Origin of the sequence: Andreprevotia sp. IGB-42 (assembly GCF_009848685.1) — a bacterium.
Classification (GTDB): Bacteria; Pseudomonadota; Gammaproteobacteria; order Burkholderiales; family Chitinibacteraceae; genus Andreprevotia.
Map to the genome: position 1 here is coordinate 54,280 of NZ_WXTX01000007.1, position 25,412 is coordinate 79,691.

General features: G+C 61.5%; 26 protein-coding genes. 8 read left to right on the forward strand and 18 right to left on the reverse strand.

Features of this window, described 5'->3' with window-relative positions:
* Positions 1 to 21: 21 nt before the first annotated feature.
* Complete coding sequence (locus IGB42_RS11995) at positions 22 to 549, forward strand: hypothetical protein (protein ID WP_159671878.1); 528 nt, start codon at positions 22 to 24, stop codon at positions 547 to 549.
* A 241-nt stretch (positions 550 to 790) separates the two neighbouring features.
* The gene (locus tag IGB42_RS12000; RefSeq protein ID WP_201799919.1) at positions 791 to 1,705 is read left to right on the forward strand and encodes a hypothetical protein; all 915 of its coding nucleotides are present in this window, start codon (positions 791 to 793) and stop codon (positions 1,703 to 1,705) included.
* A gap of 232 nt (positions 1,706 to 1,937) precedes the next feature.
* Here the strand turns inward: IGB42_RS12000 and IGB42_RS12005 are convergent, their stop codons facing one another.
* The 7 genes from IGB42_RS12005 to IGB42_RS12035 form a co-directional block, all read right to left on the reverse strand.
* Entirely contained in the window at positions 1,938 to 2,363 is a 426-nt protein-coding gene (locus tag IGB42_RS12005; protein ID WP_201799920.1) for a histidine phosphatase family protein, read from the reverse strand.
* 257 nt (positions 2,364 to 2,620) lie between these two features.
* Complete coding sequence (locus tag IGB42_RS12010) at positions 2,621 to 3,823, reverse strand: ammonium transporter (protein WP_159671882.1); 1,203 nt, start codon at positions 3,821 to 3,823, stop codon at positions 2,621 to 2,623.
* Positions 3,824 to 4,207: 384 nt separating this feature from the next.
* Positions 4,208 to 4,768 carry a hypothetical protein gene (locus IGB42_RS12015; RefSeq protein WP_159671884.1) on the reverse strand — a complete coding sequence of 187 codons (561 nt, stop codon included), beginning with the start codon at positions 4,766 to 4,768 and terminating at the stop codon, positions 4,208 to 4,210.
* Between the two features lie 110 nt (positions 4,769 to 4,878).
* Positions 4,879 to 6,168, reverse strand: a complete 1,290-nt coding sequence (locus IGB42_RS12020) for a methyl-accepting chemotaxis protein (protein WP_159671886.1) — start codon at positions 6,166 to 6,168, stop codon at positions 4,879 to 4,881.
* Positions 6,108 to 6,500, reverse strand: coding sequence for a hypothetical protein (locus IGB42_RS12025; RefSeq protein ID WP_159671888.1), 393 nt, complete (start codon positions 6,498 to 6,500; stop codon positions 6,108 to 6,110). The genes IGB42_RS12020 and IGB42_RS12025 overlap by 61 nt, the downstream gene beginning before the upstream one ends.
* A 140-nt stretch (positions 6,501 to 6,640) precedes the next feature.
* Positions 6,641 to 7,171, reverse strand: coding sequence for an inorganic diphosphatase (gene ppa / locus IGB42_RS12030; protein WP_159671890.1), 531 nt, complete (start codon positions 7,169 to 7,171; stop codon positions 6,641 to 6,643).
* A 111-nt stretch (positions 7,172 to 7,282) separates the two neighbouring features.
* Positions 7,283 to 8,146, reverse strand: coding sequence for a carboxylate/amino acid/amine transporter (locus IGB42_RS12035; protein ID WP_159671892.1), 864 nt, complete (start codon positions 8,144 to 8,146; stop codon positions 7,283 to 7,285).
* Positions 8,147 to 8,297: 151 nt separating this feature from the next.
* Here IGB42_RS12035 and IGB42_RS12040 point away from each other — a divergent pair, with 151 nt between their 5' ends.
* Entirely contained in the window at positions 8,298 to 10,976 is a 2,679-nt protein-coding gene (locus IGB42_RS12040; protein ID WP_159671894.1) for a GNAT family N-acetyltransferase, read from the forward strand.
* Between the two features lie 210 nt (positions 10,977 to 11,186).
* Positions 11,187 to 11,396, forward strand: coding sequence for a hypothetical protein (locus IGB42_RS12045; RefSeq protein ID WP_159671896.1), 210 nt, complete (start codon positions 11,187 to 11,189; stop codon positions 11,394 to 11,396).
* An 87-nt stretch (positions 11,397 to 11,483) separates the two neighbouring features.
* Here IGB42_RS12045 and IGB42_RS12050 read toward each other — a convergent pair whose 3' ends face one another.
* A complete protein-coding gene (locus IGB42_RS12050) occupies positions 11,484 to 12,182 on the reverse strand; it encodes a pirin family protein (RefSeq protein WP_159671898.1) in 699 nt (232 codons plus the stop codon).
* A gap of 114 nt (positions 12,183 to 12,296) precedes the next feature.
* Between IGB42_RS12050 and IGB42_RS12055 the strand changes: the two genes are divergently transcribed.
* The gene (locus tag IGB42_RS12055; protein WP_159671900.1) at positions 12,297 to 13,217 is read left to right on the forward strand and encodes a LysR family transcriptional regulator; all 921 of its coding nucleotides are present in this window, start codon (positions 12,297 to 12,299) and stop codon (positions 13,215 to 13,217) included.
* A 66-nt stretch (positions 13,218 to 13,283) separates the two neighbouring features.
* Here the strand turns inward: IGB42_RS12055 and IGB42_RS12060 are convergent, their stop codons facing one another.
* The 4 genes from IGB42_RS12060 to IGB42_RS12075 form a co-directional block, all read right to left on the reverse strand.
* Entirely contained in the window at positions 13,284 to 13,853 is a 570-nt protein-coding gene (locus IGB42_RS12060) for a YceI family protein (protein ID WP_159671902.1), read from the reverse strand.
* A gap of 42 nt (positions 13,854 to 13,895) precedes the next feature.
* Entirely contained in the window at positions 13,896 to 14,447 is a 552-nt protein-coding gene (locus tag IGB42_RS12065; RefSeq protein WP_159671904.1) for a YceI family protein, read from the reverse strand.
* The gene (locus tag IGB42_RS12070) at positions 14,444 to 15,007 is read right to left on the reverse strand and encodes a cytochrome b (protein WP_159671906.1); all 564 of its coding nucleotides are present in this window, start codon (positions 15,005 to 15,007) and stop codon (positions 14,444 to 14,446) included. Before IGB42_RS12070 ends, IGB42_RS12065 begins: the two co-directional genes overlap by 4 nt.
* A 117-nt stretch (positions 15,008 to 15,124) precedes the next feature.
* A complete protein-coding gene (locus IGB42_RS12075) occupies positions 15,125 to 15,571 on the reverse strand; it encodes a MarR family winged helix-turn-helix transcriptional regulator (protein ID WP_159671908.1) in 447 nt (148 codons plus the stop codon).
* A 148-nt stretch (positions 15,572 to 15,719) separates the two neighbouring features.
* On the opposite strand from IGB42_RS12075, the gene IGB42_RS12080 reads away from it, so the two are divergent.
* The gene (locus tag IGB42_RS12080) at positions 15,720 to 16,367 is read left to right on the forward strand and encodes a carbonic anhydrase (protein ID WP_159671910.1); all 648 of its coding nucleotides are present in this window, start codon (positions 15,720 to 15,722) and stop codon (positions 16,365 to 16,367) included.
* Positions 16,368 to 16,450: 83 nt separating this feature from the next.
* Complete coding sequence (locus IGB42_RS12085; RefSeq protein ID WP_236822565.1) at positions 16,451 to 18,067, forward strand: methyl-accepting chemotaxis protein; 1,617 nt, start codon at positions 16,451 to 16,453, stop codon at positions 18,065 to 18,067.
* A 158-nt stretch (positions 18,068 to 18,225) separates the two neighbouring features.
* Here IGB42_RS12085 and IGB42_RS12090 read toward each other — a convergent pair whose 3' ends face one another.
* The 5 genes from IGB42_RS12090 to IGB42_RS12110 all read right to left on the reverse strand — a co-directional run bounded on the left by IGB42_RS12090 (position 18,226) and on the right by IGB42_RS12110 (position 23,014).
* Positions 18,226 to 19,878 carry a hypothetical protein gene (locus IGB42_RS12090; RefSeq protein WP_159671912.1) on the reverse strand — a complete coding sequence of 551 codons (1,653 nt, stop codon included), beginning with the start codon at positions 19,876 to 19,878 and terminating at the stop codon, positions 18,226 to 18,228.
* 256 nt (positions 19,879 to 20,134) lie between these two features.
* Positions 20,135 to 20,599, reverse strand: coding sequence for a tetratricopeptide repeat protein (locus tag IGB42_RS12095; protein WP_159671914.1), 465 nt, complete (start codon positions 20,597 to 20,599; stop codon positions 20,135 to 20,137).
* A 100-nt stretch (positions 20,600 to 20,699) separates the two neighbouring features.
* Positions 20,700 to 21,545, reverse strand: a complete 846-nt coding sequence (locus IGB42_RS12100) for a Cof-type HAD-IIB family hydrolase (RefSeq protein WP_236822566.1) — start codon at positions 21,543 to 21,545, stop codon at positions 20,700 to 20,702.
* Positions 21,546 to 21,650: 105 nt separating this feature from the next.
* Positions 21,651 to 22,382, reverse strand: coding sequence for a DUF924 family protein (locus IGB42_RS12105; RefSeq protein ID WP_201799921.1), 732 nt, complete (start codon positions 22,380 to 22,382; stop codon positions 21,651 to 21,653).
* Positions 22,379 to 23,014: a hypothetical protein gene (locus tag IGB42_RS12110; protein WP_159671916.1), complete on the reverse strand. Its 636-nt coding sequence runs from the start codon at positions 23,012 to 23,014 to the stop codon at positions 22,379 to 22,381. Before IGB42_RS12110 ends, IGB42_RS12105 begins: the two co-directional genes overlap by 4 nt.
* Before the next feature lie 96 nt (positions 23,015 to 23,110).
* On the opposite strand from IGB42_RS12110, the gene IGB42_RS12115 reads away from it, so the two are divergent.
* Positions 23,111 to 24,277 carry an NAD(P)/FAD-dependent oxidoreductase gene (locus tag IGB42_RS12115; protein ID WP_159671919.1) on the forward strand — a complete coding sequence of 389 codons (1,167 nt, stop codon included), beginning with the start codon at positions 23,111 to 23,113 and terminating at the stop codon, positions 24,275 to 24,277.
* Positions 24,278 to 24,602: 325 nt separating this feature from the next.
* Here the strand turns inward: IGB42_RS12115 and dapB are convergent, their stop codons facing one another.
* Positions 24,603 to 25,403, reverse strand: a complete 801-nt coding sequence (dapB, locus tag IGB42_RS12120; protein ID WP_159671921.1) for a 4-hydroxy-tetrahydrodipicolinate reductase — start codon at positions 25,401 to 25,403, stop codon at positions 24,603 to 24,605.
* Between the last annotated feature and the right edge of the window lie 9 nt (positions 25,404 to 25,412).

Genomic DNA, 25,412 nt, shown 5'->3' on the forward strand with positions numbered 1-25,412 from the left:
TCATATCCAAGGAGAAGCATCATGTCCGGCAACCATATCGACCCGAACGATCCACGCGACAACGAAGACCCGGTCACCGGAGCGGAGAGTTTTCATCCGGCCGGTACCGCAGCCGGCGCCGCCGCAGGTGGCGTGGCCGGCATGGGGGCAGCGGCGGTGGCGGGTGCTGCCATGGGTACGGCGGGTGGCCCGGCGGGGATGGTGGTGGGGGCGGCGATCGGCGCGGTAGCCGGGGGCTTGGCGGGCAAGGTGGTTGCCGAGCGGGTCAACCCTTCGGCAGAAGATGAATACTGGCGGGCCAACCACGCCAGCCAGCCGTATGCCGATCCGGCTTTCGGTTTCGACGATTACCAGCCGGCCTACAAAACCGGCTATCTCGGCCGGGATCAATACGATGAGCTGAGCTTTGACGAAGTAGAGCCGGAGCTGCGCGCAGATTATGAGCGGCATCGCGAGCATGCCACGCTGGATTGGGAGCAGAGCCGCGAAGCGGTGCGCGCTTCGTGGAACCGGGTGGACGAGCAGTACCGCGATCGCACGGGTGCTTGAGCACTGCAGGTAAATCCACGTTGCAGGGCTCCCTGCTTGCAGGCGGCCTTTTTCAAGTGCGGTATATCCCACAAGGAAGAGTCCGATACCTACAACGGAATACGCCGCAGGTTACTGATTTTGTCCGGCCTGATTTGCCAATATCAATTCAGCAGCATCCGCCAATGGCAGCTTGTTTTTGCAAGCAGATTGCCTGGCAATCCATTCCAAAAGTCCATTACTTTTATCGGGAGCATTTCAAATGCCAAACACAGCTCCGCTTACGCCAGTGCATGATTCAACTCGTGGCGTTTTCAATGCAGTACCAGATGGCGCGCTGGATGCCAATCGCTCGGGCGTATCCTGGGCGGCGATCTTCGCCGGTGCCACAGCCGCGGCGGCTTTGTCGCTGATCCTGCTGGTACTCGGTTTTGGCCTTGGGCTATCCAGTGTTTCGCCGTGGGCAAACAATGACTGGTCCACTATTGGCATCGCCGCGGTGGCCTGGATTGCATTTACCCAACTGGCGGCATCGGGCATCGGTGGCTATCTGTCTGGCCGCCTGCGGGTGAAGTGGGCCAGCGTGCATACCGATGAAGTATATTTCCGCGATACCGCGCACGGCTTGCTGAGCTGGGCAGTGGCATCCTTGCTGACCGTTGCCCTGGTCGGGGGCGGTGCTGCCAGCCTGGTGAAGGGCGTTGCTGGTGCAGGTTCTGCTGCGGCAGTTGCTACCGGTGTTGCTGCCGGCCCGGCGATCCAGCGCGATGCACCGCACATCGGTAACCCGGTCGATTATTTCTCCGACCAGTTGCTGCGTAGCGACAAGGTGGCGGAAACCAATCCCGAAGCACGCATCGAAGTGAGCAGGATCTTCGTGACCGATCTGGCCGCTGGCAGCCTGCCGGCCAATGACCGTGCTTACCTGGCGCAGCATGTTGCACAGCGCACCGGCCTTAACAAGGCCGAGGCAGAACAACGGGTCGATGCCGTATTTGCCAACGCCATCCGTGCACGCGATGAAGCCAAGGCGGCTGCAGACGCGGCGCGCAAGGCGGCAGCACATACTGCACTGTGGTTGTTCGCCGCGTTGCTGTTCGGCGCCTTCGTTGCCAGCATCACCGCAACCATCGGTGGCCGCCAGCGTGATCGCTTGTCCCCGCTGCCCACCCTTTGATCAACCCGGTTAGGAGATAATCATGCGCTCGATTCTTTTGCTCTTGCTTGGTATTCCACTGCCCATCGTGATCCTGATTGCACTGTTCGTGCATTGAGTTGCGCATAGTGGGTAGCTGAACAAAACGGCGTGCATTGCACGCCGTTTTGTTTTGCGGCGCCAACTGTTTGATAACAACATGCTGCAAAGATGGGGAGCAACACTTGCTTGATATTGACCGGGGCCGCGGTCTTTACATATCACTTGTATAAACGGGACCATCGCCACATTTTTGATACTGGCTGAAATCCCAATAGCGGCCTGTTGTTTTCGGCGGCCCTTGCCAGCCCATGGTGAGCAGCTCTTTTGCAATCAACTCATTCATGACGCCATGCCCCATCAATAATATTGGCTGTTGCGCGGCCAGCGCGGCGAGCCGCAGTGCGGCCTGCCGTGCGCGTTGCCTGCACTCATGTACTGATTCGGTACCACGTGCATAGCCAAACAGCCAGCCGATACGGAATAGTAGCGCCCATGCCTGTGCTGGCAGATATGGAAAGCGCCAGTTCGGGAAGGGTAGCTGTGCTTCGCAAAACAGCGCATCAACCAGGAAATCATCACGCCCCAACGCATGTGCCGATGACGCGGCACGGCTGGCAGTGCTGACGATCACCACCATTGCAGTGCGGGCCGCATCTACACAGGGTGCAGGCACGCCATGCTGTTCGACTTCGGATGTATCGTACCGGGTGATCCAGCCGGCCATTTCCCGCGGGCTGATCCAGCCTGTGCGGTCCAGAACAGGTTTGCCGTGCCGCATCAGGGTAATTTGCATGGATTACGCCCTCAGTCTGGAATGACGCAACAAGCGTGGTCGCTTGTTATGGGCATGCACTATGCCATGCTCGGGCGTGTGGTGCCCTGAAGCGCTCCGCCTTACCAACTGGTCTCGCGCTCCGGCGAAGCTGAAATCTTGTGGATGGACAGATCCGCGCCGTGGAATTCATCCTCTTCATCCAGCCGCAGGCCGACGGTTTTCTTCAGGATGCCATACACCAGCAGGCCACCCAAAAACGCCACCACGATGCCCAGCACGGTGCCGGTGACTTGCGCCCAGAAGCTGACGCCGCCCAGGCCGCCCAGCGCGGGCAGGCCGAACAGGCCAGCGGCGATACCACCCCAGGCGCCGCACAGGCCGTGTAGCGGCCATACGCCCAGTACGTCGTCGATTTTCCAGCGGTTTTGCGTGAGGGTGAACAGCCAGACGAACGCGGCACCGGCTACGCCGCCGACAAACAGGCTGCCCAGCGGGTGCATGATGTCCGAACCCGCGCACACGGCCACCAGGCCCGCCAGCGGGCCGTTGTGGATGAAGCCGGGGTCGTTCTTGCCCACCCACATGGCAGTGAGCGTGCCACCCACCATGGCCATCAGCGAGTTCATGGCGACGAGGCCGGAGATGCCGGCCACCTTTTGCGCGCTCATCACGTTGAAGCCGAACCAGCCGACGATGAGTATCCATGCACCCAGTGCCAGGAAAGGGATGCTCGAAGGTGGATGTGCGGCCATGCCGCCATCCTTGTGGTAGCGGCCACGGCGTGCGCCCAGCAGCAGCACGGCCGCCAGCGCAATCCAGCCGCCCACCGCGTGCACCACTACCGAGCCGGCAAAGTCATGGAAGGGCGCGCCAAACGCGCTGGTAAACCAGTCCTGCACGCCGTAGTTGTTGTTCCACATCATGCCTTCGAAGAACGGGTACACCAGGCCGACCAGCGCAAACGTGGCGGCCGATTGCGGGTGAAACCGCGCGCGTTCGGCGATGCCGCCGGAAATGATGGCGGGGATGGCCGCGGCAAAGGTCAGTAGGAAGAAGAACTTCACCAAGCCGTAGCCGCTGTGCTGCGCCAGCACGCTGGCCGGGGCGAAGAAGTGCACGCCATAGGCGATGCCATAACCGATGAAAAAATAGGCAATGGTCGATACGGCGAAGTCGGTCAGGATCTTGACCAGTGCATTGATCTGGTTCTTCTTGCGGACGGTACCAAGCTCAAGAAATGCAAAGCCGGCGTGCATGGCCAGGATCATGATGGCGCCAAGCAGCACGAACAGTACATCGTTGCTGGAAAAGGATTGCGGCATGAAGAACTCCAATCAGGGTGCCAGTTTTGGGCATTGCATCCGGGTTTGGTGCGTGGCTTGCGTGCATATGCGGGCGTGGTGCATGTGCGATGCACCAAAAAGCAAGCGTTGTGCCTGGTTGGTTAGGCTGTTGTTTTTAAATGATTTATCGTTTTTTACGTGATGAATGTCATCTGGTTTGTGCACCGCAACGATGCATTTGCGGAAGGTGTGGCGGAATTTGTGTTCCGTATTGGTGCATGTGGCGTGAATGGTGCGGTGATGGTGGTGCGTTGAGCGTCTGGGATGCTCCAGATCAGACCGCGACTATCCGGATGACGTTTGGCGGTAGCACTTCATGCCTTGCCCAGGCAGAGCATGCGCCGGCAGCCATGGCCGCGGGCATCAAGGCAAGGTGCGGGCCGCGTGATGGATACGCGCCAGCAGGCGGCGCCGGATCAGCCCGCTCACCGGCCGGATCAGGCACCAGTAGGGCAGAAAGCGCAGGTAGGACAGCCGGTCATTGCAGAAGATGCGGGTTTCCGTGCTCAGGCGGTGCTGCCCGTCTGCGCCGGTTTCGATGCGGAAATTGAGCACCAGCTTGGGTGTGCCGCGGTTGCTGAAGTGACTGAACGCCGTAGCGTCCGCCATCGGCACCAGGCCGTAATCGAAGCGCCAGAATTTGCCCACCGCCCCCAGCGCGATTTCGTGATCGGCATCGCGCCCCAGCAATACGAAATCCCCCAGCCCGAATGCACCGCGGTTGGCCAGCCGGTTGCCACCACCCAGCTTGCCCAGTGCGCGGCTGGGCCATTCGCGCAGCTTGATGAAGCGTTGCATCCACGGGTCGTCGGTGATTTCCGGCTGCATCACGGCATCCATCAACGCGGCAGGCGGCGCATCCACCGGCAAGCTATGGCGTTCACGGAACTGGAATACGGGCAGGTAGGTATCAATAAGCGACATGGCAGTGCATCAACGGGTGTGTGGGTACGCATGGCAGCATGCGCCAATACCGGGCAAAAAGCAGCCAGAGAGCGGGGTTGTGGAGGGCGCGGTGCTGTTGATGCCGGCGCTTACAAACGGAAGCGGTTCACCACGTCCTGCAGTGCCTGGCCGGACGTGGCCAGTTCGTGCAATGTGCCGCGCGTGCGTTCCAGCGCAGCTTCGGTTTGCTCTGCCTGGCGATTGATCTGCTCGGCCACCTGGGCAATCTGCTCGGCAGCGGCGCTTTGCTCGCGGGTGGCGCCGGAGATTTCACTGACCTGGCTGGCGGCGCTGCGCATGTCGGCCTGCATGGCGCCAAAGCGTTCGGCAATGCCGCCCACCAGTGCCCGGTTGTGTTCGACGGTGTGGCTGGCGGTATCCATGCGGGTGACGGCGTTATCGGTTTCGCTGCTGATCTTGTGCAGCAGGGTTTCGATTTCTACCGTCGATTGCGTGGTGCGCTCGGCCAGCTTGCGTACTTCGTCTGCCACCACGGCAAAGCCGCGTCCTTGCTCGCCAGCACGCGCGGCCTCGATGGCCGCATTGAGCGCCAGCAGGTTGGTCTGGCCGGCAATGGCCTTGATCGATGCAAGGATTTGCGTGATCTGGCGTGATTCCTCGGCCAGGCTGCCCATGGCAGTGCCCAGTTCCTGCATGGTGCCGGCCATCTGCCGGTTGGCGCTGTCCAGCTCGCGCATGGCGGTGGCGCTGTCCTGCGCGCTGGCATCGGCCTGCTTCACCGTGCTTTCCACCTGATGCGCATGCTCGGCAATGCTGCTGATGCCCACCGTCACTTGCTGGATGGTGGCGGCGGAGCTGGCGGCCATGCCGGTTTGCGCACGTGCCTCGCTAGATAGCTGCGTGGTGACGTTGCCGATGGCATCTACGCCGTTGCCCAACTGGCGGGTTTGCGTTTGCACCACTTTGATCAGCCGGTGCAGCTCGGCCACGAACTGGTTGAATGCGCCGGCGATGCGGCCGGTTTCGTCCGTGTCGTTGGCGGGCAGGCGCACGGTCAGGTCGGCCTCGCCGCTGCCCAGCTTCTGCACCGCCATCAGCAGCGCATCCAGCGGGCGTACCACCAGGTTGGATAGCCAGAACGATGCCGCCACCGCCACCGCGATCAGGATGGTGGCCAGCAGCAGCGCATGCAGCAGCAACCCGTTCAGCCGGGCGTGCACGTCGTCCAGCTTTGCATCGGCCACCGCGACGATGGTTTCGCCGCTGGCGCTGGTAAAAGGCTGGTACACCGAGCGGAAGCTGCCGTAGCTGTCGGTGTAAACGAAGAATTGCCGCTCTTTGCTGCTGAACGCGGCTTTCAGGCCGTCGTTATAGGTTTCATACGGCTTGAGGTAATACTCGGCTGCCGCTTGCTGCATTTCTTCATCCGATAGCGAAGCACGTACACCGGTTTGCCGTCGCGCAGCGCAAATGCATACACATACGGCACGCCCGCCTCCTTGGCGTAGCGGCTGAGCGACACCGACAGCGTGTGCATTTTTTTCAGATCAGCCTGCTCGCGCGGCGGCAATTTGTCGTGGAAGCCTTCGCCGACGATGAAGCGATACGTGGATGCCGCAGTCACCAGCAGGGCATCAATGTCCTCCAGTGCCAGCGCACGCTCCTCGCGGTAGCTGAAAAAGGTGAAGGTGGTCACGATGAAGATGACCAGCAGGATCAGTACCCAGCGGATTTTCAGTTTCAGGCTCATGGTTTGCCTCGGCAACTTGATGTATTGCATTAACTTCTGACTGTAGCCTTGTCATCGGCGCGTAACACCAGATCATCAGCCGCAAAATGCAAAAAGCCGGCACAAAGCCGGCTTTTCCGTTGCGTGGCGGGCAAAACAGCTTATTGCTGCTTGGCGCGCTCGAAGCTGGCAACGATTTCGGCTTGTGCAGCAGCCTTGTCGCCCCAATCGGTCACTTTTACCCACTTGCCCTTTTCCAGATCCTTGTAGTGCTCGAAGTAGTGCTTCACTTGCGCCAGCAGCAGTTCCGGCAGGTCTTCCAGCTTCTGGATGTGCGCGTACATTGCACACACTTTCTCGACCGGCACGGCGATGACCTTGGCATCCACGCCCGATTCATCTTCCATGCCCAGCACGCCCAGCGCGCGGCACTTGATGACCATGCCTGGTGCCAGCGGGAACGGGGTGTACACCAGCACGTCGGTGGGATCACCATCCAGCGACAGTGTATGCGGCACGAAGCCGTAGTTCATCGGGTAAGACATGGAAGTGCCGACGAAGCGGTCGACGATGATGCAGCCGGCTTCCTTGTCGAATTCGTACTTGATCGGCGCAGCATTGGCCGGGATTTCGATGATGACGTTGAAGTCGTTCGGCAGGTCCTTGCCGGCGGGGATCTTGCTGATGTCCATGGGATGTCCTGATCGGTAAACGGTGCGAAACGGGCGCGATTATAAATCAAACAGCTTTAGATCGTATGTGTGCCGTACGCCAACAGTCAGCAAGAGCACCTGCCAGCGGTTTCAGCGCTGCTGCCAGTGCTTTTGCCAGTAGCCGTTCAGCCACAGCGCAAACGCAATCACCGCGCCGCCTGCCAGCAGGCGCAGCAGGTCTTCGTGGCTGTTCCACAGCAGCATGTGGATGGCGATGCCGGTGGGGATGTGCATATTGTTCATCGCCCCCAGTATGCCGGCATCCACCAGCGTGGCGCCCTTGTTCCACCAGTAGAAGCCGAGTGCGGAGGATGCCAGGCCCATGTAGACCAGCACGCCCCACTGCAGCGCGGTGCTGGGCAGCCTGGCCGCGTTGCCGAACAGCAGGAAGGACGGCAGCGCAATCAGCAGTGCCCCGGCAAAGAACCAGCCGAAGCTGGCGCTGGCCGGCAGCGTGGTGGGGTAGCGTTGCAGCAGGCGCTTGTAGCCGACCTGCCCCAGCGCGAACGAGAGGTTGGCCAGTTGCAGCATCAGGAAGCCGGTGAGGAAATCACCGCCGATGTCGTTGTAGCGGATGATCAGCGAGCCGGCGATGGCGATCAGCGCGGCCACGCTGGTACGCAGTGTGAAGCGGCGCTCGAACGCATCGTCGATCAGCGTGATGAAGATCGGCGTGAAAATGGTGAACAGCAGCACTTCGGGCACCGTCAGCCAGGCGAACGAGCGGTAAAGCAGCAGATAGGTGACGCCGAACTGCAGCGCGCCGGCCAGCATGGTGCCGGTGATACGTTGCCACGGTATGCCGCGCCAGCGGGTGAACGGCAGGAACACCACGCCGGCCAGCAGCACCCGGGTGAGCACGGCAAAGTCGCTGTCGACACGGCCGGCCAGGTATTCGCCGATCAGGTTGAACGACAGCGCCCAGATCAGGGTGATGGCGGCAAGGTAGCGCATTGGCGGCTCCGGTTCGGGGGGTAAAAACAGCGAGCGGCGATTTTGCCAGCACCGCGCGTTGCGTGCAGCCAAAAATACCGCACTGCACAAGCCAAACCATCACGAATGCAACTTACAATGAGTGCATCGACATTGCCTGCCTGGGCGCCGGATGAAACAACACTACCTCAATGCCTTGTTCGATCCGAAAACCGTGGCAGTGATCGGCGCGTCCGAGACGCCCGGCGCGGTAGGCACCACGGTGTTTGCCAATCTGGTCGAGGCCGGCTTCAACACTGCCAAGCTGTTTCCGGTCAACCTCAACCGCGCCAGCGTGCTGGGCGTGGCCGCGTTCAAGGACGTGCGCAAGATCAAGCAGCCGGTGGACCTGGCCATCATCACCACGCCCGCCAAGACCCTACCGGCGCTGGTGGAGGAATGCGGCAAGGCCGGCATCCGCGCGGTGGTGATCATGTCGTGCGATTTCGTCGGCACCGATGCCAAGGCCAAGCGCTTGCTGGACCGCATCCGCGCGCGCGCGCGCCAGTACGGTATCCGCATCATCGGCCCCACGGTTTTTGGCATGGCGCGGCCGGTAAGCAAGCTGGCTGCCGGCAACTACAACGGCAAGATCAAGGCCGGCAACATGGCGCTGCTGTCGCAATCGTCGTCGGTCACGTCCGCCATCCTCGATTGGGCGGAATCGCACGAAGTGGGCTTTTCCACCGTGGTATCGCTGGGCAGCGCCGCCGATGTGGACGTGGGCGAAACGCTCGACTACCTGGTGGCAGATCCGAAAACGCACAGTATCCTGCTGTATATCGAAGACCTGCACGATGCACGCATATTGATGTCTGCGCTGCGGGCGGCGGCGCGCTCCAAGCCGGTGATGGTGCTGAAGGTGGGCCGCTATGACGAGCCGGTGAAACTGGCACGCACGCACTCCGAGCAGCTGATCGGCCGTGACGACGTATTCGATAGCGCCTTGCGCCGCGCCGGCATCCTGCGCCTGCGCTCGATCAACCAGCTGTTTACCGCTGCGCGCGTGCTGGGTGGCTCGTACAAGACCAAGGGCCGTCGCCTCGCCATCATCACCAACGGCATCGGCGCCGGGCTGATGGCGGTGGACCGTGCGCGCGATCTGCACGTGGAGATGCCGCACCTGACGCCGGAAACGGTGGCAAAGCTCGATACCTTTTTGCCGCCACAATCGAGCCACGACAACCCGATCGATATCCTAGGCAATGCAGCGCCGGAGCGCTTTCACGCCGCGACCGAAGCCGTGTTGCATGATCCGAATGTGGATGGCGTGCTGGTGGTGTTCACCCCGCAAGCCGGTACCGATCACATGGCAACCGCCGAGGCGATGATCGCGCTGAAGAAAAGCAGCGACAAGCCGCTGCTGCTGGCGTGGATCGGCGGCAAGAAGGTGGATGCCAGCCGCAAGCTGCTGGGCAAGCACAACTGTGCGTACTTCCACGCTCCCGAGCAGGCGGTGGAGGTGTTCTATTCACTGGCGGCGTGGCAGTACAACCAGCAACTGCTGCTGCAGACGCCGGGCCCGCTGGGCGAGTGGGAAGCACCGGACCTGGAAACCGCCCACCTGATCATCAACGGCGTGCTGGCTACCGGGCGCAGCGTGCTGGATGAAATCGAATCCAAGGCACTGCTGCGCGCGTTCCATATCCCCGTTACGCTGACCATGCGCGCGCAAAACGCGGATGACGCGGTGAACGCCGCCATGGGCATGGGCCTGCCGGTGGTGCTGAAGCTGGATGTGGAAGGGCTGGCGCACAAGACCGATGTGGATGGCGTGGCGCTCAATCTCACCAGCCTGATGCAGGTGGCGGCGGAGGCCAACAAGATGCTGGCGCGCGCGCGCGACCGTTTTGGCGACCGGGTGCGCGGCCTGACCGTGCAGCCGATGCATGGCCGCAAGTTCGGCCGCGAGCTGATGGTGGGCGTAACCACCGACCGCGCGTTTGGCCCGGCCATCAGCTTTGGCGCCGGCGGCATCGCGGTGGAGGTATTCAACGATGTAGCAGTGGCATTGCCGCCGCTGAACGAAGTGCTGGCCGATCACCTGATCCGCCGCACGCGCGTGAAGAAGATGCTGGCGGATTTCCGCAACCAGCCGGCGGTGGATCTGGATGCCGTGAAGTCGGTGCTGCTGCGCGTATCCGAAATGGTGTGCGAGCTGCCGCAGATCCAGCAACTGGATATCAACCCGCTGGTATCCGACGACAAGGGCGTAGTGGCGGTGGATGCACGCGTGATCGTGGCTGCACCGCCGGAAAACCAGCGCCGCTATGCCCACATGGCCATCCACCCGTATCCGTCGCACCTGGCGCAGGTCACGCACCTGAAGAACGGCATGCCGCTGACCATCCGCCCCATCCGCCCGGAAGACGCGCAGATGATCAGCGCCTTCGTGGCCAACCTGTCGGACGAGACACGCTACAACCGCTACATGAGCACGCTCAAATCATTGCCGCAGGTGATGCTGGCGCGCTTCACGCAGATTGATTACGCGCGCGAAATGGCACTGGTGGCCAGCGTAGAATCGGGCGGCGGCGAGATGATCGTGGCGGTGGCGCGCTTCGTGGTGAACCCGGATTTCACCAGCTGCGAATTTGCCATCGTGATCAACGACCAATGGCAGGGCAAGGGGCTGGGCGCACGGCTGATGGAAGCGCTGTTCAACGCCGCGCGCGACAAGGGCCTGAACATGGTGGAGGGCGAAGTGCTCAGCAGCAACAAGACCATGCTGGCCTTCATGCGCCGGCTGGGCTTCGAGATCAAGACCCACCCGGAAGATGACGGCCTGAAGTGGGTGGTAAAGACGCTGTAGCACGGCGATATGCCGCTTTGTTGCGGTGCAGTATCGATGTGCCTGCACTGCGGTGGGTCGTTGCAGTGGTCAGCCCAAGTAGGCTTGGTTGCCTAATGTGCCGTTTTTAAAGGGATTGATCGGGTTTTTTGGCGGGCATGGCTCTTGCTGAATGGGGTTCACGGTGTGGCTGATCAGGCATGCACCCTCATAACCACACGAGGTAACTCCATGATCCGTATCTACTCGCTGTTTGCTGCCATGCTGGCCGCATGGGCCGCCATCGCCGCGTTGAAGAAGCGCGCCGCCCGCCCGGATTCGCCATTGCTGCAATGGCCGGTATACCCGCTGACGGATCGCAATGCCGCCCGGTCTGATCTGGCACGCTGGTCGGATTGGGTATCGCAGGATTGGCAGGATGAGTTCGGCCACAAGCGCTGAAGCAATGCAGCGCGCCGTTGCATGATCGCAAGATAAGGAAATGGTCAACCCGCGGGTTGGCCATTTCGCAAGCGCTGTGCGCGCAAATCAATCCAGCTCGAACACCAGGACATCCGCATCCTGGCCATTGTTGAGGATCACGCTGCTTTCATCGGTCAGCATCAGCGCATCACCGGCACTCAAGGCCAGCCCGTTCACCTGCAGCTTGCCCTTGGCCAGGTGCACATACACGCGGCGGCCGGCAGGGATCGCCCATTGCTGCGCTTCTTCACCGCTAAACAGGCCGGCATGGATGCGGGCATCCTGATGGATGCGGATGGAGCCTTCGCGGCCATCTTCGGAAACGATCAGCCGCAAGTGCCCGCGCTTGTCTGCCGCGGTGAACTGCGTTTCCGCATACGAGGGCTGCACGCCTTCCACGTTCGGAATGATCCAGATCTGCAGCAGGTGCGCTTCGGCCGTATCGGACGGGTTGTATTCCGAGTGCTGCACGCCGGTGCCGGCGCTCATCTGCTGCACGCTGCCGGTCTTGATCACCGAGCCATTGCCCATGCTGTCCTTGTGAGCCAGTTCACCCGCCAGCATATAGGTGATGATTTCCATATCGCGGTGCGGGTGGGTGCCGAAACCCATACCGGCAGCGATGCGGTCGTCATTGATCACCCGCAGTGCGCCAAAGTTCACGTGCGCCGGATCGTAGTAGCCGGCGAAGGAAAAGCTGTGCCAGGAATCGAGCCAGCCATGGTTGGCGTGACCACGTTCTTGGGCTTTGCGTTGGATGATCATATCAGGCTCCTTTCGATAAATTGATGCTATGGCGTGATATTAGGCTTGGGTTTGATGGGGTGATAGCGGAGAATTCAGAGCTAGCCGTTCAAATAAATTGATGAGGTTTTTTGCATGCTGCGCCTGAGCCTGGAAGCACTACAGATCATCGATGCGATTGCCCGCAAAGGCAGCTTTGCCGCCGCCGCTGATGAAACCCATCGCGTGCCTTCGGCCATTACCTATACGGTGAAACGGCTGGAAGATGACCTTGGCGTGCAGTTGTTCGACCGCAGCGGCCACCGTGCCCGGCTCACCCCGGCTGGCGAGGCGCTACTGGAAGACGGCCGCTTGCTGCTGCGCGCTGCCAACGATATCGAATGCCGGGTGAAGCGCGTGGCGACCGGCTGGGAAACCGAGCTGCGTATCGGCCTGGATGTGCTGCTGCCATTCGAGCTGATCTGGCCGATGCTGGCCGAGTTCGACGCGCTGCAATCGGGCACGCGCATCCGCTTCTCGCGCGAGGCCTTGGCCGGCGCATGGGATGCATTGGCGGATAACCGCGCAGACCTGGTGATCGGCGCCGCCAACGAGGCGCCATCAGGCGGCGGCTTTGCCACGCATGTGTTCGGTGAAATGGAATTCGTGTTTGCGGTGGCGCCGCAGCACCCGCTGGCCGATGTGCCCGGCCCCTTGCCGGCCGCGCTGATCCGCGAGCATCGCGTGGTGGCGATTGCCGATTCCGCGCGTACCCTGCTGCCGCGCACCGTCGGCATCCTCGCAGGCCAGCCCACGCTGACGGTGCCGGATGCCGCAGTGAAACTGTCCGCGCAACTGGCCGGCCTGGGCTGCGGCTACCTGCTCCGCTCGGCCGCTGCGCCCTATCTGGCCGATGGCCGGCTGATCGAAAAAGTGATCCAGGAAGCCCGCCCGGAACCCCGCATGCACGCCGCGTGGCGCACCAGTGGCTCGGGCAAGGCGCTGAAATGGTGGCTGGACAAGCTGGTGAGCGATACCACGATCAGTGCGTGGCTGGCGGGAAGGCCTGTCGTATAGATAGCGGATGCCCGACATGAAAAAACCCGCTGCAAGCAGCGGGTTCTGATCGGGCCGCGCGGGCGATTATTGCTTGCCGGCTTCGATGCTGATGGTCAGTGCCAGGTCGTCGCCCACTGCCGGTACATAAGCGGCAACGCCGAAGTCGCTGCGCTTGATGGTGGCGGTTGCGTCAGCGCCGCACCATGGCTTCTTGGCCATCGGGTGGCTATCCACGCACTTGAAGTTGGTGACGGTCAGGGTCACCGGCTTGGTCACGCCGTGGATGGTCAGGTTGCCGTCGACCTTGGCGAGCTTGTCGCCGCTGAAGGTGAACTTGTCCGACTTGAAGGTGATGGACTGGAATTTCTCCACGTTGAGGAAGTCCTCGCCCTTCAGGTGCTTGTCACGCGCTGCCCAGCCGCTGTTGAGGCTGCCGGTATCGATGGTGATGTCGGCTGCGCCGGTTTTCTTTTCGGCATCCAGCGTGACGGTGCCACTGGTCTTGTCGAAACGGCCAGTCACGGTGGAGAAGCCGAAGTGGTTCACCGCGAAGGTGGCGTAGGTGTGCGATGCATCCACCGCGTAGGTGACCGGGGCGGCGTAGGCGGTCGCGGCGAAGGCGCTGATCAGTGCAGCAGCAAGCAGTTTTTTCATGGGTAGCTCCGTAGATAAGATTTACTTGGATGAGACAACGGCTTATTTGCCGTTCAGAACGAACTTGTATTTCACATTGACCTGGTCTGCGATGGCTTCGGTATCGTCCCAGTCGCCATCGCCCACCTTGTATTGCAGGCGCAGCAGCGGAAAGCTGCCTTCCAGCGTGGTTTCATCGCCGGCAGTCTTGGCGGTGAAGGTGGATACGATATCGCGGCTGACGCCCTTGAGCGTCAGCGGGCCGCGGGCTTCGAACTTGCCACCACCCAGTGCCTTCACCGACTTGGCCACGAAGGTGGCCTTGGCGGCGCCGGCGTTGGTATTGAAAAACGCCTTGCCCTTCACCGCGTTGTTGCCGTCGCTGCTGCCGACATCGATGCTGGCAAGGTCGACGGTGAATTCGGCCTTGGTGGCTTCGGGCTTGGCGGCATCGAATGCCACGTTGGCGTTGAAACTCTTGAAACGGCCTTCGGTGGGTACGCCCATCTGTTTGAAAGTGAAGCCCAGCGTGCTTTTGCCGGTATTCAGCGTTTGCGCTGCATAGGCGGGGGCGGCCAGCAGCCCCGCCAGTGCGAGGGTAATCAGTGCTTTCATGCCTGGTTTTCTCCTTTTTTACAGGATGGCAACATGCGTTTCAGTGTTGCATCGCGATCGATGAAATGGTGCTTGAGGGCAGCCGCCGCATGCAGTGCCACGATGGCAAGCAGTGTGTAGGCCATGATTTCGTGAACGTCCTTGAGGACCTTGCCCAGTTCTTCGTTCTTGGCAACGAGGTCCGGCAGTTGCACCAGGTTGAACAGCACCACCGGGTAACCCTTGGCCGAGGTCATCAGCCAACCGATGAAGGGCAACGCGATCATCAGCAGGTACAGCAGGTGATGCGTGCCGGCGGCCACTTTCAGTTGCCACGCCGGTTGGCCCGGCAGCGGGACGGGGGCGCCCTGCTTGAAACGCACCGCCAGCCGTACCAGCACCAGGATCAGCACCGAGATGCCGGCCCACTTGTGCCACGCGATCAGCGAGCCCTTGAGCTTGAAGGTGGCGGCGGAGGTGATTTCCACACTGCCGAAATACCAGATCAGGCCGAAAGCCGTGAAGATCAGCAGGGCAATCAACCAGTGCAGGGCCATCTGGGGCAGTGAATAACGCGTCATGAACAACTCCGTTGTAGGGGGCCTGTTCAGCGCAACTGAACGGGTAGGGCAATGATAAGAGCCGGTTTGTGCAACAGATAGCGAAATAATCCGCTGCAATCATTCAAAAATATAGAACTAGACTGTTTCCGCAGGTTCCTGTTCGAAGGCTAGCCGCAACAGATGAAACTCTTTTTGCATCAATGCCAGCATTTCGTCATCCAGCGGCACAAAATAGCGGCGCAAATGCGCCAGATGCGCTGGAAAAACCTCATCGAACAACGCTTGCCCTTCCGGGGTCAATTTCACGATCACGCTACGCCGGTCCGTATCGCTGGTTGTGCGCTGCAATAGCCCTCTTGCCGCCAGCCGGTCGATCACGCCGGTCAACGTGCCCTTGGTGATGAGCGTTTGATCTCCCAGCTCGCCACAGCTCATGCCGTTGGTGTTGCCCAGCGTGGCGATGATGTCGAATTGTGGCGGCGTCAAACCCAGTGTGCGCAGGTGGCGGCTTGAACAGAGCTCGAACGCCTGATAACAGCGTGCCAGCTCGCGCAGTAGCGGCAAAAACCGGTCTTTGGCCATGTCTTGTGTGCTTCAGATAGTTGTGGATTGAAAATAGTTCAATTAGAACCATTCGTCATGTTCTGTCGGTACGTTTGCCGTCAGGGCATTCAGGGTAGAATCGCGGGTTGGCTGGTGCCATGCCAAGAAAGGCTATAAGGGGATGCAAGTGCAAGATATAGAAAAGTTCATCGGCGGGTTCCGCCGTTTTCAGCACAAGTATTTTGGCGAACATAGCGCGCTGTTCGACGTACTGAAAGCCGGGCAAAACCCCAATACGCTGGTGATTGGCTGTTCGGATTCGCGGGTGGATCCGGCGTTGCTCACCGATTGTGATCCCGGTGATCTGTTCGTGTTGCGCAATGTAGCCAATCTGGTGCCGCCTTACGAGCACGACGGCACTTATCATGGTGTATCTGCAGCCATCGAATACGCGGTGTGCGATCTGAATGTATTGCAGATCATCGTGCTGGGGCATTCGGGTTGTGGTGGCATCAAGGGCCTGATGAGTGGCTACGAGGCCAAGACCGAAGCCAATTTCGTCGGCAAATGGGTGCAGATTGCGCAGCCGGCGCGCGAGCAGGTGCTGCGCGAGCTGGCGCACAAGACGCCCGAGCAGCAGGTGCGTGCTTGCGAGATGGCGGCCATCATCGTCTCGCTGGATAACCTGATGACGTTTCCGTTCATTGCCAAGCGTGTCGAGGCAGGCAAGCTGGCGCTGATCGGCTGGTATTTCGATATCCAGGAAGGCGCGCTGTACGATTTCGATCAGGAAAGCCACCGTTTTGCATCGCTGGTCGGGCAAATAGATCGCTGACCGATGCGACCTTGCCCCGCTGCAAAACGGCTGGGCAAGGTGATAAAGTAGCATCCTCTAATTAAAAGAACAGGGAGTGGCCGGTGAAAATTTCAACACGCTTGTATCTGCTGTGCGGGCTGGGTGTTGGCGCAGTGATCATCATGGCGTTGATCTCGGGCATGCTGCTGGCGCAGATCCGCAGCAATTCCACCGAGATGCTGGATAACGCCGTGCCATCCACGCAAACCATCGGTGAAACCAAGCAATTGTTCATGCAATCGCGCATGGCGGTGTACCAGCACCTGCTGCAGAGCGACATGGTCGAAAAAGACAAGACCGAAGCCACGCTGAACGCCAATCACACCGAAATCAGCAAGCTGCTCGATGCGTACGAGCGCAAATATGCGGACGACGCCACCGACAAGGCCAATATCAAGAAGGCCAAGGACGAAGTGGAAAAGTACTTCGCGCTGGTGCCGGAAATCATCAAGTTCTCCAAGGACGGCAACTACGGCGATGCGCAGACCGCCATCGCCGGCAAGGTATCGCCGCAGGCAGATCAGACCATCGCCGCGCTCAAGGCCACTGCCGACTACAACCTGCAGTTTCTGGCCGATTCGCGCAAGGATGTATTCAGTGCCATCACCACCGGGCAGACGGTGGGCATTGTCGGCTCGTTGATTGCGGCAGTTGCGGTATTCGTGGTGGGCACGCTGCTGGTACGCAGCGTGACGGGCCCGCTGGGCCAGTTGCGCGATGCCGTGGTGCGCCTGGCCAGCGATTACGATTTTACCCGCCGCCTGCCGGCTCGCGGCAATGACGAAGTGAGCCAGACGCTGCATGCGTTCAACCAGTTGCTCGATACCATGCAGGCCAGCTTCCGGCAGTTGCAGCAGGTGGGCAGCGGGCTGGGACAATCCGCGCACGAGCTGGCGGACGCATCGGCGCAGATGTCGTCTGCATCGCGCAACGTCAGCGAATCGACATCCAGCATGGCGGCTGCCGTGGAGGAAATGACTGTCAGCGTGAGCCATGTGGCGGAACGTGCCGGTGGCGCGGATGACCTGGCGCGCGAGGCCGGCAAGCTCGCCGGCAGCGGCGGCGCGGTGATCGAGAGCACCATTGCCAAGATCAACGGCATTGCCCAGACCGTGCAGACTGCTGCCACGCAGATTGAAAGCCTGAAAGAGCGCACTGCCAACATCAATGCGGTGGTGAGCGTGATCAAGGAAATTGCCGACCAGACCAACCTGCTGGCCTTGAACGCGGCGATCGAAGCGGCACGTGCCGGTGAAACCGGCCGCGGCTTTGCGGTGGTGGCCGATGAAGTGCGCAAGCTGGCGGAGCGCACGGCGTTGTCCACGCAGGAAATTGCCGGTACCGTGGGCTCGATCCAGTCCGAAGCCAGCCAGACGGTGACGTCGATGCAAGCTGCAGTGGCGCAGGTGGGCGCGGGCGTGACACAGGCGCAGGAGGCCAGCAGTGCCATCCGGCAGATCCGCGCGGGCAGTGATGACGTGGTGAAACAGGTGAGCGAGATTTCCGGCGCCATGCGCGAGCAGAGCGCCGCCAGCACCAGCATCGCCCAGCAGATCGAGCGCGTGGCGCACATGAGCGAGGAAAGCAATGCCACCGCGGTGCGCACTGCCGACTCGGCCGAGCGGCTACGGCAGATTTCCCGTCAACTGCAGGAAGCGATTTCGCGCTACAAGGTGTGATGCCCGGTCGTTACCTGGCTAATGAAAAAACCGGCAATCAACTGCCGGTTTTTTCGTGCCCGCCTGGGCAGTCATCCTGACGCCTGGTTGCGGCCATGCTGCTGGCGTGCACCAAGCTGCGCCCCGGAGGCTGTCGCGCGTGGATTCCCGCCCCCGCCTCATTTGCCGATGTCGAAGAACACATGGCATACGAAGGGCATGGTCACGCTGTTGACCTTGCCGTCGGGTTTGCAATAGCAAGCGGATGTGCGCTGCGCATTGAAAAAATCCAGATCTGCATTGCGCTTGGGGTTTTGCGCCGCATCGCACGCATCGGCTGCGCTGCCACCGGCTTCAGCCCAGCCAAAGGTGCTGTTGCGGTTTTTGTAGCATCTGGACGGAACAGAACTGTTCTGCGTGCTGATGATGACCGGGCCGGTGCCCGCTGGTTGTTTCGCCAGCGTGCACTCGCTGCTGTCCGATGCATCTGGCGTGCCTGGTGCCGCAGGCAAGGCGGCTGCGGCATAGCCACGTTTGACAAAATCAGCTGCGGCAGCCGCAACGGCGTTGCGGCTGCCGTTACTGATATCGTCCGCTATGGCTTTGCCGAACACACCGCTCATGATGCTTCTGCCGGGGCTATGTCCGGCCTTGATCATGCGGATGATTATGTCCTGGAAGCCCTGCATCACCTCATCCACATAGGCAAGGATGGATGGCGTCTCCGGATCGCGCAGGTCTTCATACGATACGAAATAGGGCACATTGAAGTCCGTGCAATCGTAAGCGGTGACGCAATAGCTGATCTGATACGTCTGCCCCTGCTGAGGAACCACACCGAGCTGCAGCATGATCCGGCCCGTCAGCACCAGGCCGTCCCCCACCTTTACGCAATGCCCATTGCTCAACGTTTCATCTTCAGCGCATTTCGGGGCTGTGCGTGCCGGATCATTGCGGGCGCCGTTGAAGATGAAGGGTTTCATTGCAACGCTTGCCCCGTTGGGCAGCAGCATTTGCCCGCTGCCATCCGAGCCCAGGTTGAAGCTCATCTTGCCGGCACCAAGTGGCGATTCGGTGGCCGCCCGGAAGGCGCTGGTCAGTGTTTGCCCGCCGCTATACTGCTTGAGCATGCCGCCAAGGCCTGCCAGCTTTTCCACGCTGGCGGTGCTGACATACCAGGTGGGTTGGCCGTTGCTGTCGTACATGAAGCTGCCGATGAAGGCTTGCGTGCCTTGTACCTCGATGAAGTAACCCCGGCCGCCCTCTGCTTCGTTCCAGTACCAGCCATTGGCAAACGGGATTGCTGATGCGGCAAATGCCGGTGTGGAAATGGGAAAACGTTGCAGCGAAATCACTACCGGATTGCTTCCTTTGGGCGTGATCTGCAGCGTGCCTTCGTTGCCGCTGGTGAACGCGAGCACTGCGGAGGCAACGACGGTGGCAGCCGGAGCCTTGTAGACGCCCAGCAACGATTGGCCACCCGTGTAGCGGTTGAGCTCGCCCGCATACTGGCCATTGGCATTGCGGGCCAGCGTAGATACATACCAGGTAGCGGCGCCGCTGGCTTCATAAAGAAAGGCCGCCATGAAGATCTGATCTCCCTGGCGCTCGATTGCAAACCCCCGTCCGCCTTCCGCAGGGTTCCAGTACCAGCCGGTTACGGGTGCAACAAAACCGGCCTCCTGGATGCCGATACCTGCGCTGGACGGTGCTTTCAGTACGCTGCTTGTGCTGGAGGAGGCGGGGGCGGCGTCTGATTCGCCATCACAGCCGCTCAGCATTGCCGTGGCAAATAACAGGGCGGGCAGGATGGCGCGCAGGGTTTTCCACATCGGGAATACCTTTGGATGACTTGAAGGAGTATTTGAGTCTACGTAAGGCGAGCAATACGTCAACAGCATAATCGGGCGCGTATCTTTTTTGCTGCTGGCAACTGGCAACGCAGGGGGGCACCTTCCCGTGCGGGGCAGACAGGCTGTTGTGCTGTACCCGCGATTCAGCGGCGAGGCGACGGGTTGCAAAACCGCTCGTTCTGCCATGGCAGACGCCAGCACCGCTGGTGTTGCACGTATAGGCAATGATCGCCGCCTATTGCGCGGGGTTTTTGCTGCGGTAGTCTGCCAGCGCTTCGGCCAGATCGCGGTATTCATCGCAGTTGCCGCATAGCTTCTGCAGCGTGGCCAGTTCCTGTTCGGCTTCGGCCGGCTGGCTGTTCTGCAGATAGGCTTCCCCCAGGTACTCATGGGCGCCCAGGTGAGCGGGGTTGAGCTTCAATGCTTGCCGGTAGGCGGGGAAGGCGGCATCCAGGTTGCCGCGCTTGCGCTCGGCGTAGCCGGTCCAGTTCCACCAGTCGGCGTTGTTCCGATCTTTGGCACGCAAGGTTTCCAGCGTGGCCAGTGCGGCATCCCACTGCCGGGTATCCAGCTGCTGCTTGAGCTTTTGCGTGGCAGAGACATTGCCGTTGCCACCCGCACCGCCCATGCTGCCGCCGCCGCCACCAGCGGCCCAGGCAAGGCTGGTGACGAACAGGGTGAAGCTGATCATCCATCGCATGCACATGGCGGTCTCCTGTGCGTTGACCTGTGTTGATTCTGGTGTGCCTGTGCGGGCATTGCGGATGGCGGCAAGCGCCGGTGATCGATCGGGCGGCGGATCAGCCGTCCAGATGCTCGCTCAGGCCGAACAGCTGGCGCAGATGGCGCGCCACACCTTCCTCGTTGTTGCTGCCGATTTGCGGTACGTCCGGCAGCTGCGCAACCAGCTTGGGGTTGGCATTGCCCATCAGGAAGGGCAGGCCGGCGGTCTGCAGCATTTCCAGGTCGTTCAGGCCATCGCCGAATGCTGCACAGTCTTCCGCACCGAAACCCAGCTCGCCCAGCACTACGGTCAGCGCGTGGCCCTTGGACACCGTGGGCGCCATGATTTCCAGGCAATCGGGCATCGAGAAGGTGACGTACAGCGCATCGCCAAAGCGCTCGCGGATACGTGCTTCCAGCCCCAGCAGGTATTCGTGGTCGGCAATGTACAGCACCTTGGCCACGCCCTCGCCGGAGTGCTGCGTGAGATCGCTGACCTGATAGGTGAAGCCGGAATCCTGATGCAGGCCGGCCAGCCACTCATCCTCGGCATCGATCAGCCAGTCGTCATCCAGGTAGATGTTGAGGCGCGTGCCGGCGGCGAATTCCGGCTGGCACAGCGCCCGCGCGTATTCGGGCTCGAGGTTTTCCGCGTGTACCAGCCGGTTGTCCGGATCATGCACGCGGGCGCCGTTGGAGGTGACCAGGTAGGCACGGATGCCCAGCACGTCGCGGATGCCACGTACGTCGCGGTAATGGCGGCCGGTGGCGATGATGAAGCGTACGCCCTGTGCTTCGAGGGTCTGGAGCGTTTGCGCGGTATAGGCATCGACGGTGTGATTGGCGTCGAGCAACGTTCCGTCCAGATCGGAGGCGATCACGTGTGGCATGGCAGCCCGGTGTGGTTTGGGGGATGCCGTCATTCTAGCGCTGATGGGGGGCGAGCTGAATCGGGGATATGCACTATGCAGCCGGCCGATGGTATGCCGTGGCCGGCTGCAGCCTTCCTGCGCCCCACCCCGAAGCCTTCAGAAGCCTGATCCCGGCTGTGCCAGGTATTCGGCCTCTGCCGGGGTGCTGGTGCGCTGCAGGATGGCATTGCGGTGCGGAAAACGCCCGAAGCGCGCGATCACGTCGTGATGCATCACCGCATACCGGTAAAAGCCGGACAGCGCCGGCTGTTGCTGCCAGTGCGCCATCAGCTGCAGTGCGCGCTGCTGATCGGCCAATGCCTCGGAGTGCTCGAACGGCAGGTAAAGGAACAGTTGTTGCTGTGGCGCCAGTGCCTGATCGAGGCCGGCGGCAAGGGCCGCGTTGGCAACCGCCAGCGCCTTGCCATCGCAGGCATAGGTTCTGGCATCGTTGCGGAACAGGTTGCGCGGGAACTGATCGAGCACGACCACCAGCGCCAGCGCACCATGTGCGGTGCTGGCCCAGTCATCGCAGTCGCCACGGCCGGCGGCCTCCACGGTGCAGAGAAAGCGGTGGCGGATTTCCGCATCGAAAGCATCATCCTTGCGGAACCACTCGTCGCGGGTGTGCACCGGCGGTGGGCCGAACCAGAAGCCGAGGATGTCATCGACGGATGCGATGGCGGACGGTGTCGATCCGGCCTGGGGTGCTGGCTGCTGCTGGTTCATGGCGATGCGCTCCATGGCGGCTTGGTCGTGCCTGGCCCGGCCGGGCGCGGCGCGGGGTTTATCCCCACGGCCGGATTTCACCTGGCCTTCGGGGCTGATGCGTTTGATCAAGCGGGTCATTGCTGCTCCAGCGGTTTGACGACCACCTGTGCGCCCGGCGGTGGCGCGCTGACTGCCAGATCCAGCCGGCGTATGCGCGCCAGCAATGCACCGATCTGTTTGTTGGCGGGCCACAGCAGCGCCAGCTGGTTCAGCGTCTGCTGGATGCCAAGGCCGTCCTGCGCAGCCACCTGCGCATCCAGCAGGTAGAGCAGCGCCGCTTCGTCACCATGGGTTTTGCGCAGCTGGTTGCTTTGCTGGCTGGCACGTGTGAGCAGCGGACTGATGGTGCGGCTGGGCAGGGTTTCGTCAAAACCGGCGATGGTGGCCAGCGTTTGCGGCAAGCGGGCCAGCGCGCTGCGCAGATTGGCCGGTAGCGCTTGTGGCCTGGCGCAAGCGGGCCGGGCAATACTGGCGCTGCAGGGGGCGGCAAAGCGCAGCCACTGGCCGCGCTGCAGGTCTGCCACCACCAGCGTACCGCTGGTAATACTGACCTGTTGCTGGTCGGCCAGTGCCTGCAGCGGCTGTAGCGCCGGTTCGGTGCTGGCGTTGGCGGATAGCACCAAGCCATCGGCGTGCGCCAGCGGCGCTGCGAGCATGACCAGAAGCAGGGCGAAGCAGAGCGGGGCCAGGGCGGGCAGGGCGTTACGCATCAGCGATCCGTTTTGCGGGCGAAAAGCGCAGTTTAAACGCATGAACGCCGCTTGCGCTGCCGGTACAATGCACGGCCATGAAGGAGCAAGCCTGTGTTGAGTAAAACCTGCGATGTCATCGTGCTGGGTGCCGGTGCCGCCGGCATGATGGCAGCGGCCACGGCCGGGCTGCGCGGCCGGCGCGTGGTGCTGATCGATCACGCCACCAAGCTGGCGGAGAAGATCCGCATTTCCGGTGGCGGGCGGTGCAATTTCACCAATCTGCACGCGCGGCCGGAATGCTATCTGTCGCAGAACCCGCATTTCTGCAAATCGGCGCTGCGCCAGTACACGCAGCATGCCTTCATCACGCTGCTGGAATCATACGGCCTGAGCTGGCACGAAAAAACGCTGGGGCAGTTGTTCTGTGACCAGCACTCCGGTGCGGTGATCGACATGCTGAAGGCCGAGTGCGATCGTGGCAATGTGGCGTGGCGCATGGATACGGCCATCACCGCGGTGCGGCGCAATGGCCAGTTCATCGTCGAGACTGCGGCAGAAACATGGCACGCTGATGCGCTGATCGTGGCGACCGGCGGGCTGTCGATTCCGCAGATCGGCGCCACCGGCATCGGCTACGACATCGCGCGGCAGTTCGGCCTGGATATCGTCGAGACCGCGCCGGCGCTGGTGCCCTTGCAGCTGCCGCCGGAAAGCCTGCTGGCGGAAATCTCCGGCGTGGCGCTCGAAGACACCGTGGCGCGCATCGGCAAGACGTCTTTTCGCGAGGCCAGCCTCGTTACCCATCGTGGCCTGTCCGGTCCGGCCATCCTGCAGATATCCAGCTTCTGGCAGCCCGGTGGCGAAATCGTGCTCGACCTGGCGCCGGAGCAGGATCTGGATGCGTTCTTTGCTGCAGCCAGCCGCGTTGCCCACGTGGGCAACGTGCTGGCCGAATTACTGCCGCGCCGTTTCATCGATGCATGGCTGAGCGAGGAAGTGCGCGCCCGGCCGTTCAAGCAGTTGTCACCCAAAGAGGTGGTGGCGTTGAAGGAAAAACTGCGCCGCTGGTCGCTCCGTCCGTCGGGTTCTGCCGGGTACAAGAAGGCTGAAGTCACGCGCGGCGGCGTCGATACGCAGCAGCTGGAATCGAAGACGATGATGGCCAAAGCCGTACCGGGGCTGTATTTCACCGGAGAAGTGATGGACGTGACCGGCTGGCTGGGCGGCTACAACTTCCAGTGGGCATGGTCATCCGGCTTTGTGGCCGGCAGCAATGCCTAGCGCATGCGGTCAAGCGGTGCTAGCTTGAGAGTGTCAACGGGTTGCGGGTTGGCCGATTCGATGGATGAACGTGACTTGCTCTTTCTCCCAGGTGTATCCGCAATGCATTCCGACGGGCCTTGCGAGGCCCGCACCAAGAACCCCTAGCGGGTTCCGGCAGGTGATCCGCAATTGTTTGAACAAGCCCGAAGACAAACGGGGCGCCCGATCCGGCGCCCCGTTTTTTTTATTGCTGCCCATGCTGCATGCACGGTTGCGTGGGCCAATGAAAAAGCGCCTTGCGGCGCTTTTTCATTGGCGGTGTTGCTGACTCAACCGAGGGGGCTCAGTGAAGGCCCAGCACGTCCTGCATGTTGAAGAGGCCCTGCTTTTTGCCTGCCAGGAACTGTGCGGCACGCAGTGAGCCGCTGGCGTAGATGGTGCGGTTGCTGGCCTTGTGGCTGATCTCGATGCGCTCGCCCATGCCGGCAAACATGACGGTGTGATCGCCGATCACATCACCGCCACGCAGCGTGGCAAAGCCGATCGACGACGGATCACGCTCGCCGGTGATGCCTTCGCGTGCAAACACGCCGCAGTCTTTCAGATCGCGGCCCAGTGCATCGGCCACCGCCTTACCCAGCATCAGCGCGGTACCGGATGGCGCATCTACCTTCATGCGGTGGTGCATTTCCAGCACTTCGATATCGTAACCGGTGGCAAGGGTGCGGGCGGCCACTTCCAGCAGATTCACCAGCAGGTTCACGCCCACGCTCATATTGTATGCATGCACGATCGCGATATGCTGGCTGGCGGTTTCGATGGCGGCGCTGCCTGCTTCATCGAAACCGGTGGTGCCGATGATCATGTTCACGCCGTATTCGCGGCAGCAAGTCAGGTGCTCCAGCGTGCCTTCGGGGCGGGTGAAGTCGATCAGTACGTCCGCCCCCCTGAGGGCATCGAGCTGATCGGTTATCTTTACGCCGCTGGTTTTGCCGAGGAAAGCAGTCGCATCGCTGCCGGTCGCATCGCTGCCGGTGCGGACCAGCGCTGCATGCAGCACGCAATCCGGGTGGGCAAGGGTGGTTTCGATCAGCATGCGGCCCATACGGCCGCTGCTGCCGGCAATGGCAATCTTGATGGTCATGGCGGGTGC

Bases quoted from the DNA above. Each gene is read 5' to 3' on its own strand.
- IGB42_RS11995 (WP_159671878.1), top strand. From the start codon at position 22: ATGTCCGGCAACCATATCGACCCGAACGATCCACGCGACAACGAAGAC.
- IGB42_RS12000 (WP_201799919.1), top strand. From the start codon at position 791: ATGCCAAACACAGCTCCGCTTACGCCAGTGCATGATTCAACTCGTGGC.
- IGB42_RS12005 (WP_201799920.1), bottom strand. From the start codon at position 2,363: ATGGTGGTGATCGTCAGCACTGCCAGCCGTGCCGCGTCATCGGCACAT.
- IGB42_RS12010 (WP_159671882.1), bottom strand. From the start codon at position 3,823: ATGCCGCAATCCTTTTCCAGCAACGATGTACTGTTCGTGCTGCTTGGC.
- IGB42_RS12015 (WP_159671884.1), bottom strand. From the start codon at position 4,768: ATGTCGCTTATTGATACCTACCTGCCCGTATTCCAGTTCCGTGAACGC.
- IGB42_RS12020 (WP_159671886.1), bottom strand. From the start codon at position 6,168: ATGCAGCAAGCGGCAGCCGAGTATTACCTCAAGCCGTATGAAACCTAT.
- IGB42_RS12025 (WP_159671888.1), bottom strand. From the start codon at position 6,500: ATGAGCCTGAAACTGAAAATCCGCTGGGTACTGATCCTGCTGGTCATC.
- ppa (WP_159671890.1), bottom strand. From the start codon at position 7,171: ATGGACATCAGCAAGATCCCCGCCGGCAAGGACCTGCCGAACGACTTC.
- IGB42_RS12035 (WP_159671892.1), bottom strand. From the start codon at position 8,146: ATGCGCTACCTTGCCGCCATCACCCTGATCTGGGCGCTGTCGTTCAAC.
- IGB42_RS12040 (WP_159671894.1), top strand. From the start codon at position 8,298: ATGAAACAACACTACCTCAATGCCTTGTTCGATCCGAAAACCGTGGCA.
- IGB42_RS12045 (WP_159671896.1), top strand. From the start codon at position 11,187: ATGATCCGTATCTACTCGCTGTTTGCTGCCATGCTGGCCGCATGGGCC.
- IGB42_RS12050 (WP_159671898.1), bottom strand. From the start codon at position 12,182: ATGATCATCCAACGCAAAGCCCAAGAACGTGGTCACGCCAACCATGGC.
- IGB42_RS12055 (WP_159671900.1), top strand. From the start codon at position 12,297: ATGCTGCGCCTGAGCCTGGAAGCACTACAGATCATCGATGCGATTGCC.
- IGB42_RS12060 (WP_159671902.1), bottom strand. From the start codon at position 13,853: ATGAAAAAACTGCTTGCTGCTGCACTGATCAGCGCCTTCGCCGCGACC.
- IGB42_RS12065 (WP_159671904.1), bottom strand. From the start codon at position 14,447: ATGAAAGCACTGATTACCCTCGCACTGGCGGGGCTGCTGGCCGCCCCC.
- IGB42_RS12070 (WP_159671906.1), bottom strand. From the start codon at position 15,007: ATGACGCGTTATTCACTGCCCCAGATGGCCCTGCACTGGTTGATTGCC.
- IGB42_RS12075 (WP_159671908.1), bottom strand. From the start codon at position 15,571: ATGGCCAAAGACCGGTTTTTGCCGCTACTGCGCGAGCTGGCACGCTGT.
- IGB42_RS12090 (WP_159671912.1), bottom strand. From the start codon at position 19,878: ATGTGGAAAACCCTGCGCGCCATCCTGCCCGCCCTGTTATTTGCCACG.
- IGB42_RS12095 (WP_159671914.1), bottom strand. From the start codon at position 20,599: ATGCGATGGATGATCAGCTTCACCCTGTTCGTCACCAGCCTTGCCTGG.
- IGB42_RS12100 (WP_236822566.1), bottom strand. From the start codon at position 21,545: ATGACGGCATCCCCCAAACCACACCGGGCTGCCATGCCACACGTGATC.
- IGB42_RS12105 (WP_201799921.1), bottom strand. From the start codon at position 22,382: ATGACCCGCTTGATCAAACGCATCAGCCCCGAAGGCCAGGTGAAATCC.
- IGB42_RS12110 (WP_159671916.1), bottom strand. From the start codon at position 23,014: ATGCGTAACGCCCTGCCCGCCCTGGCCCCGCTCTGCTTCGCCCTGCTT.
- dapB (WP_159671921.1), bottom strand. From the start codon at position 25,403: ATGACCATCAAGATTGCCATTGCCGGCAGCAGCGGCCGTATGGGCCGC.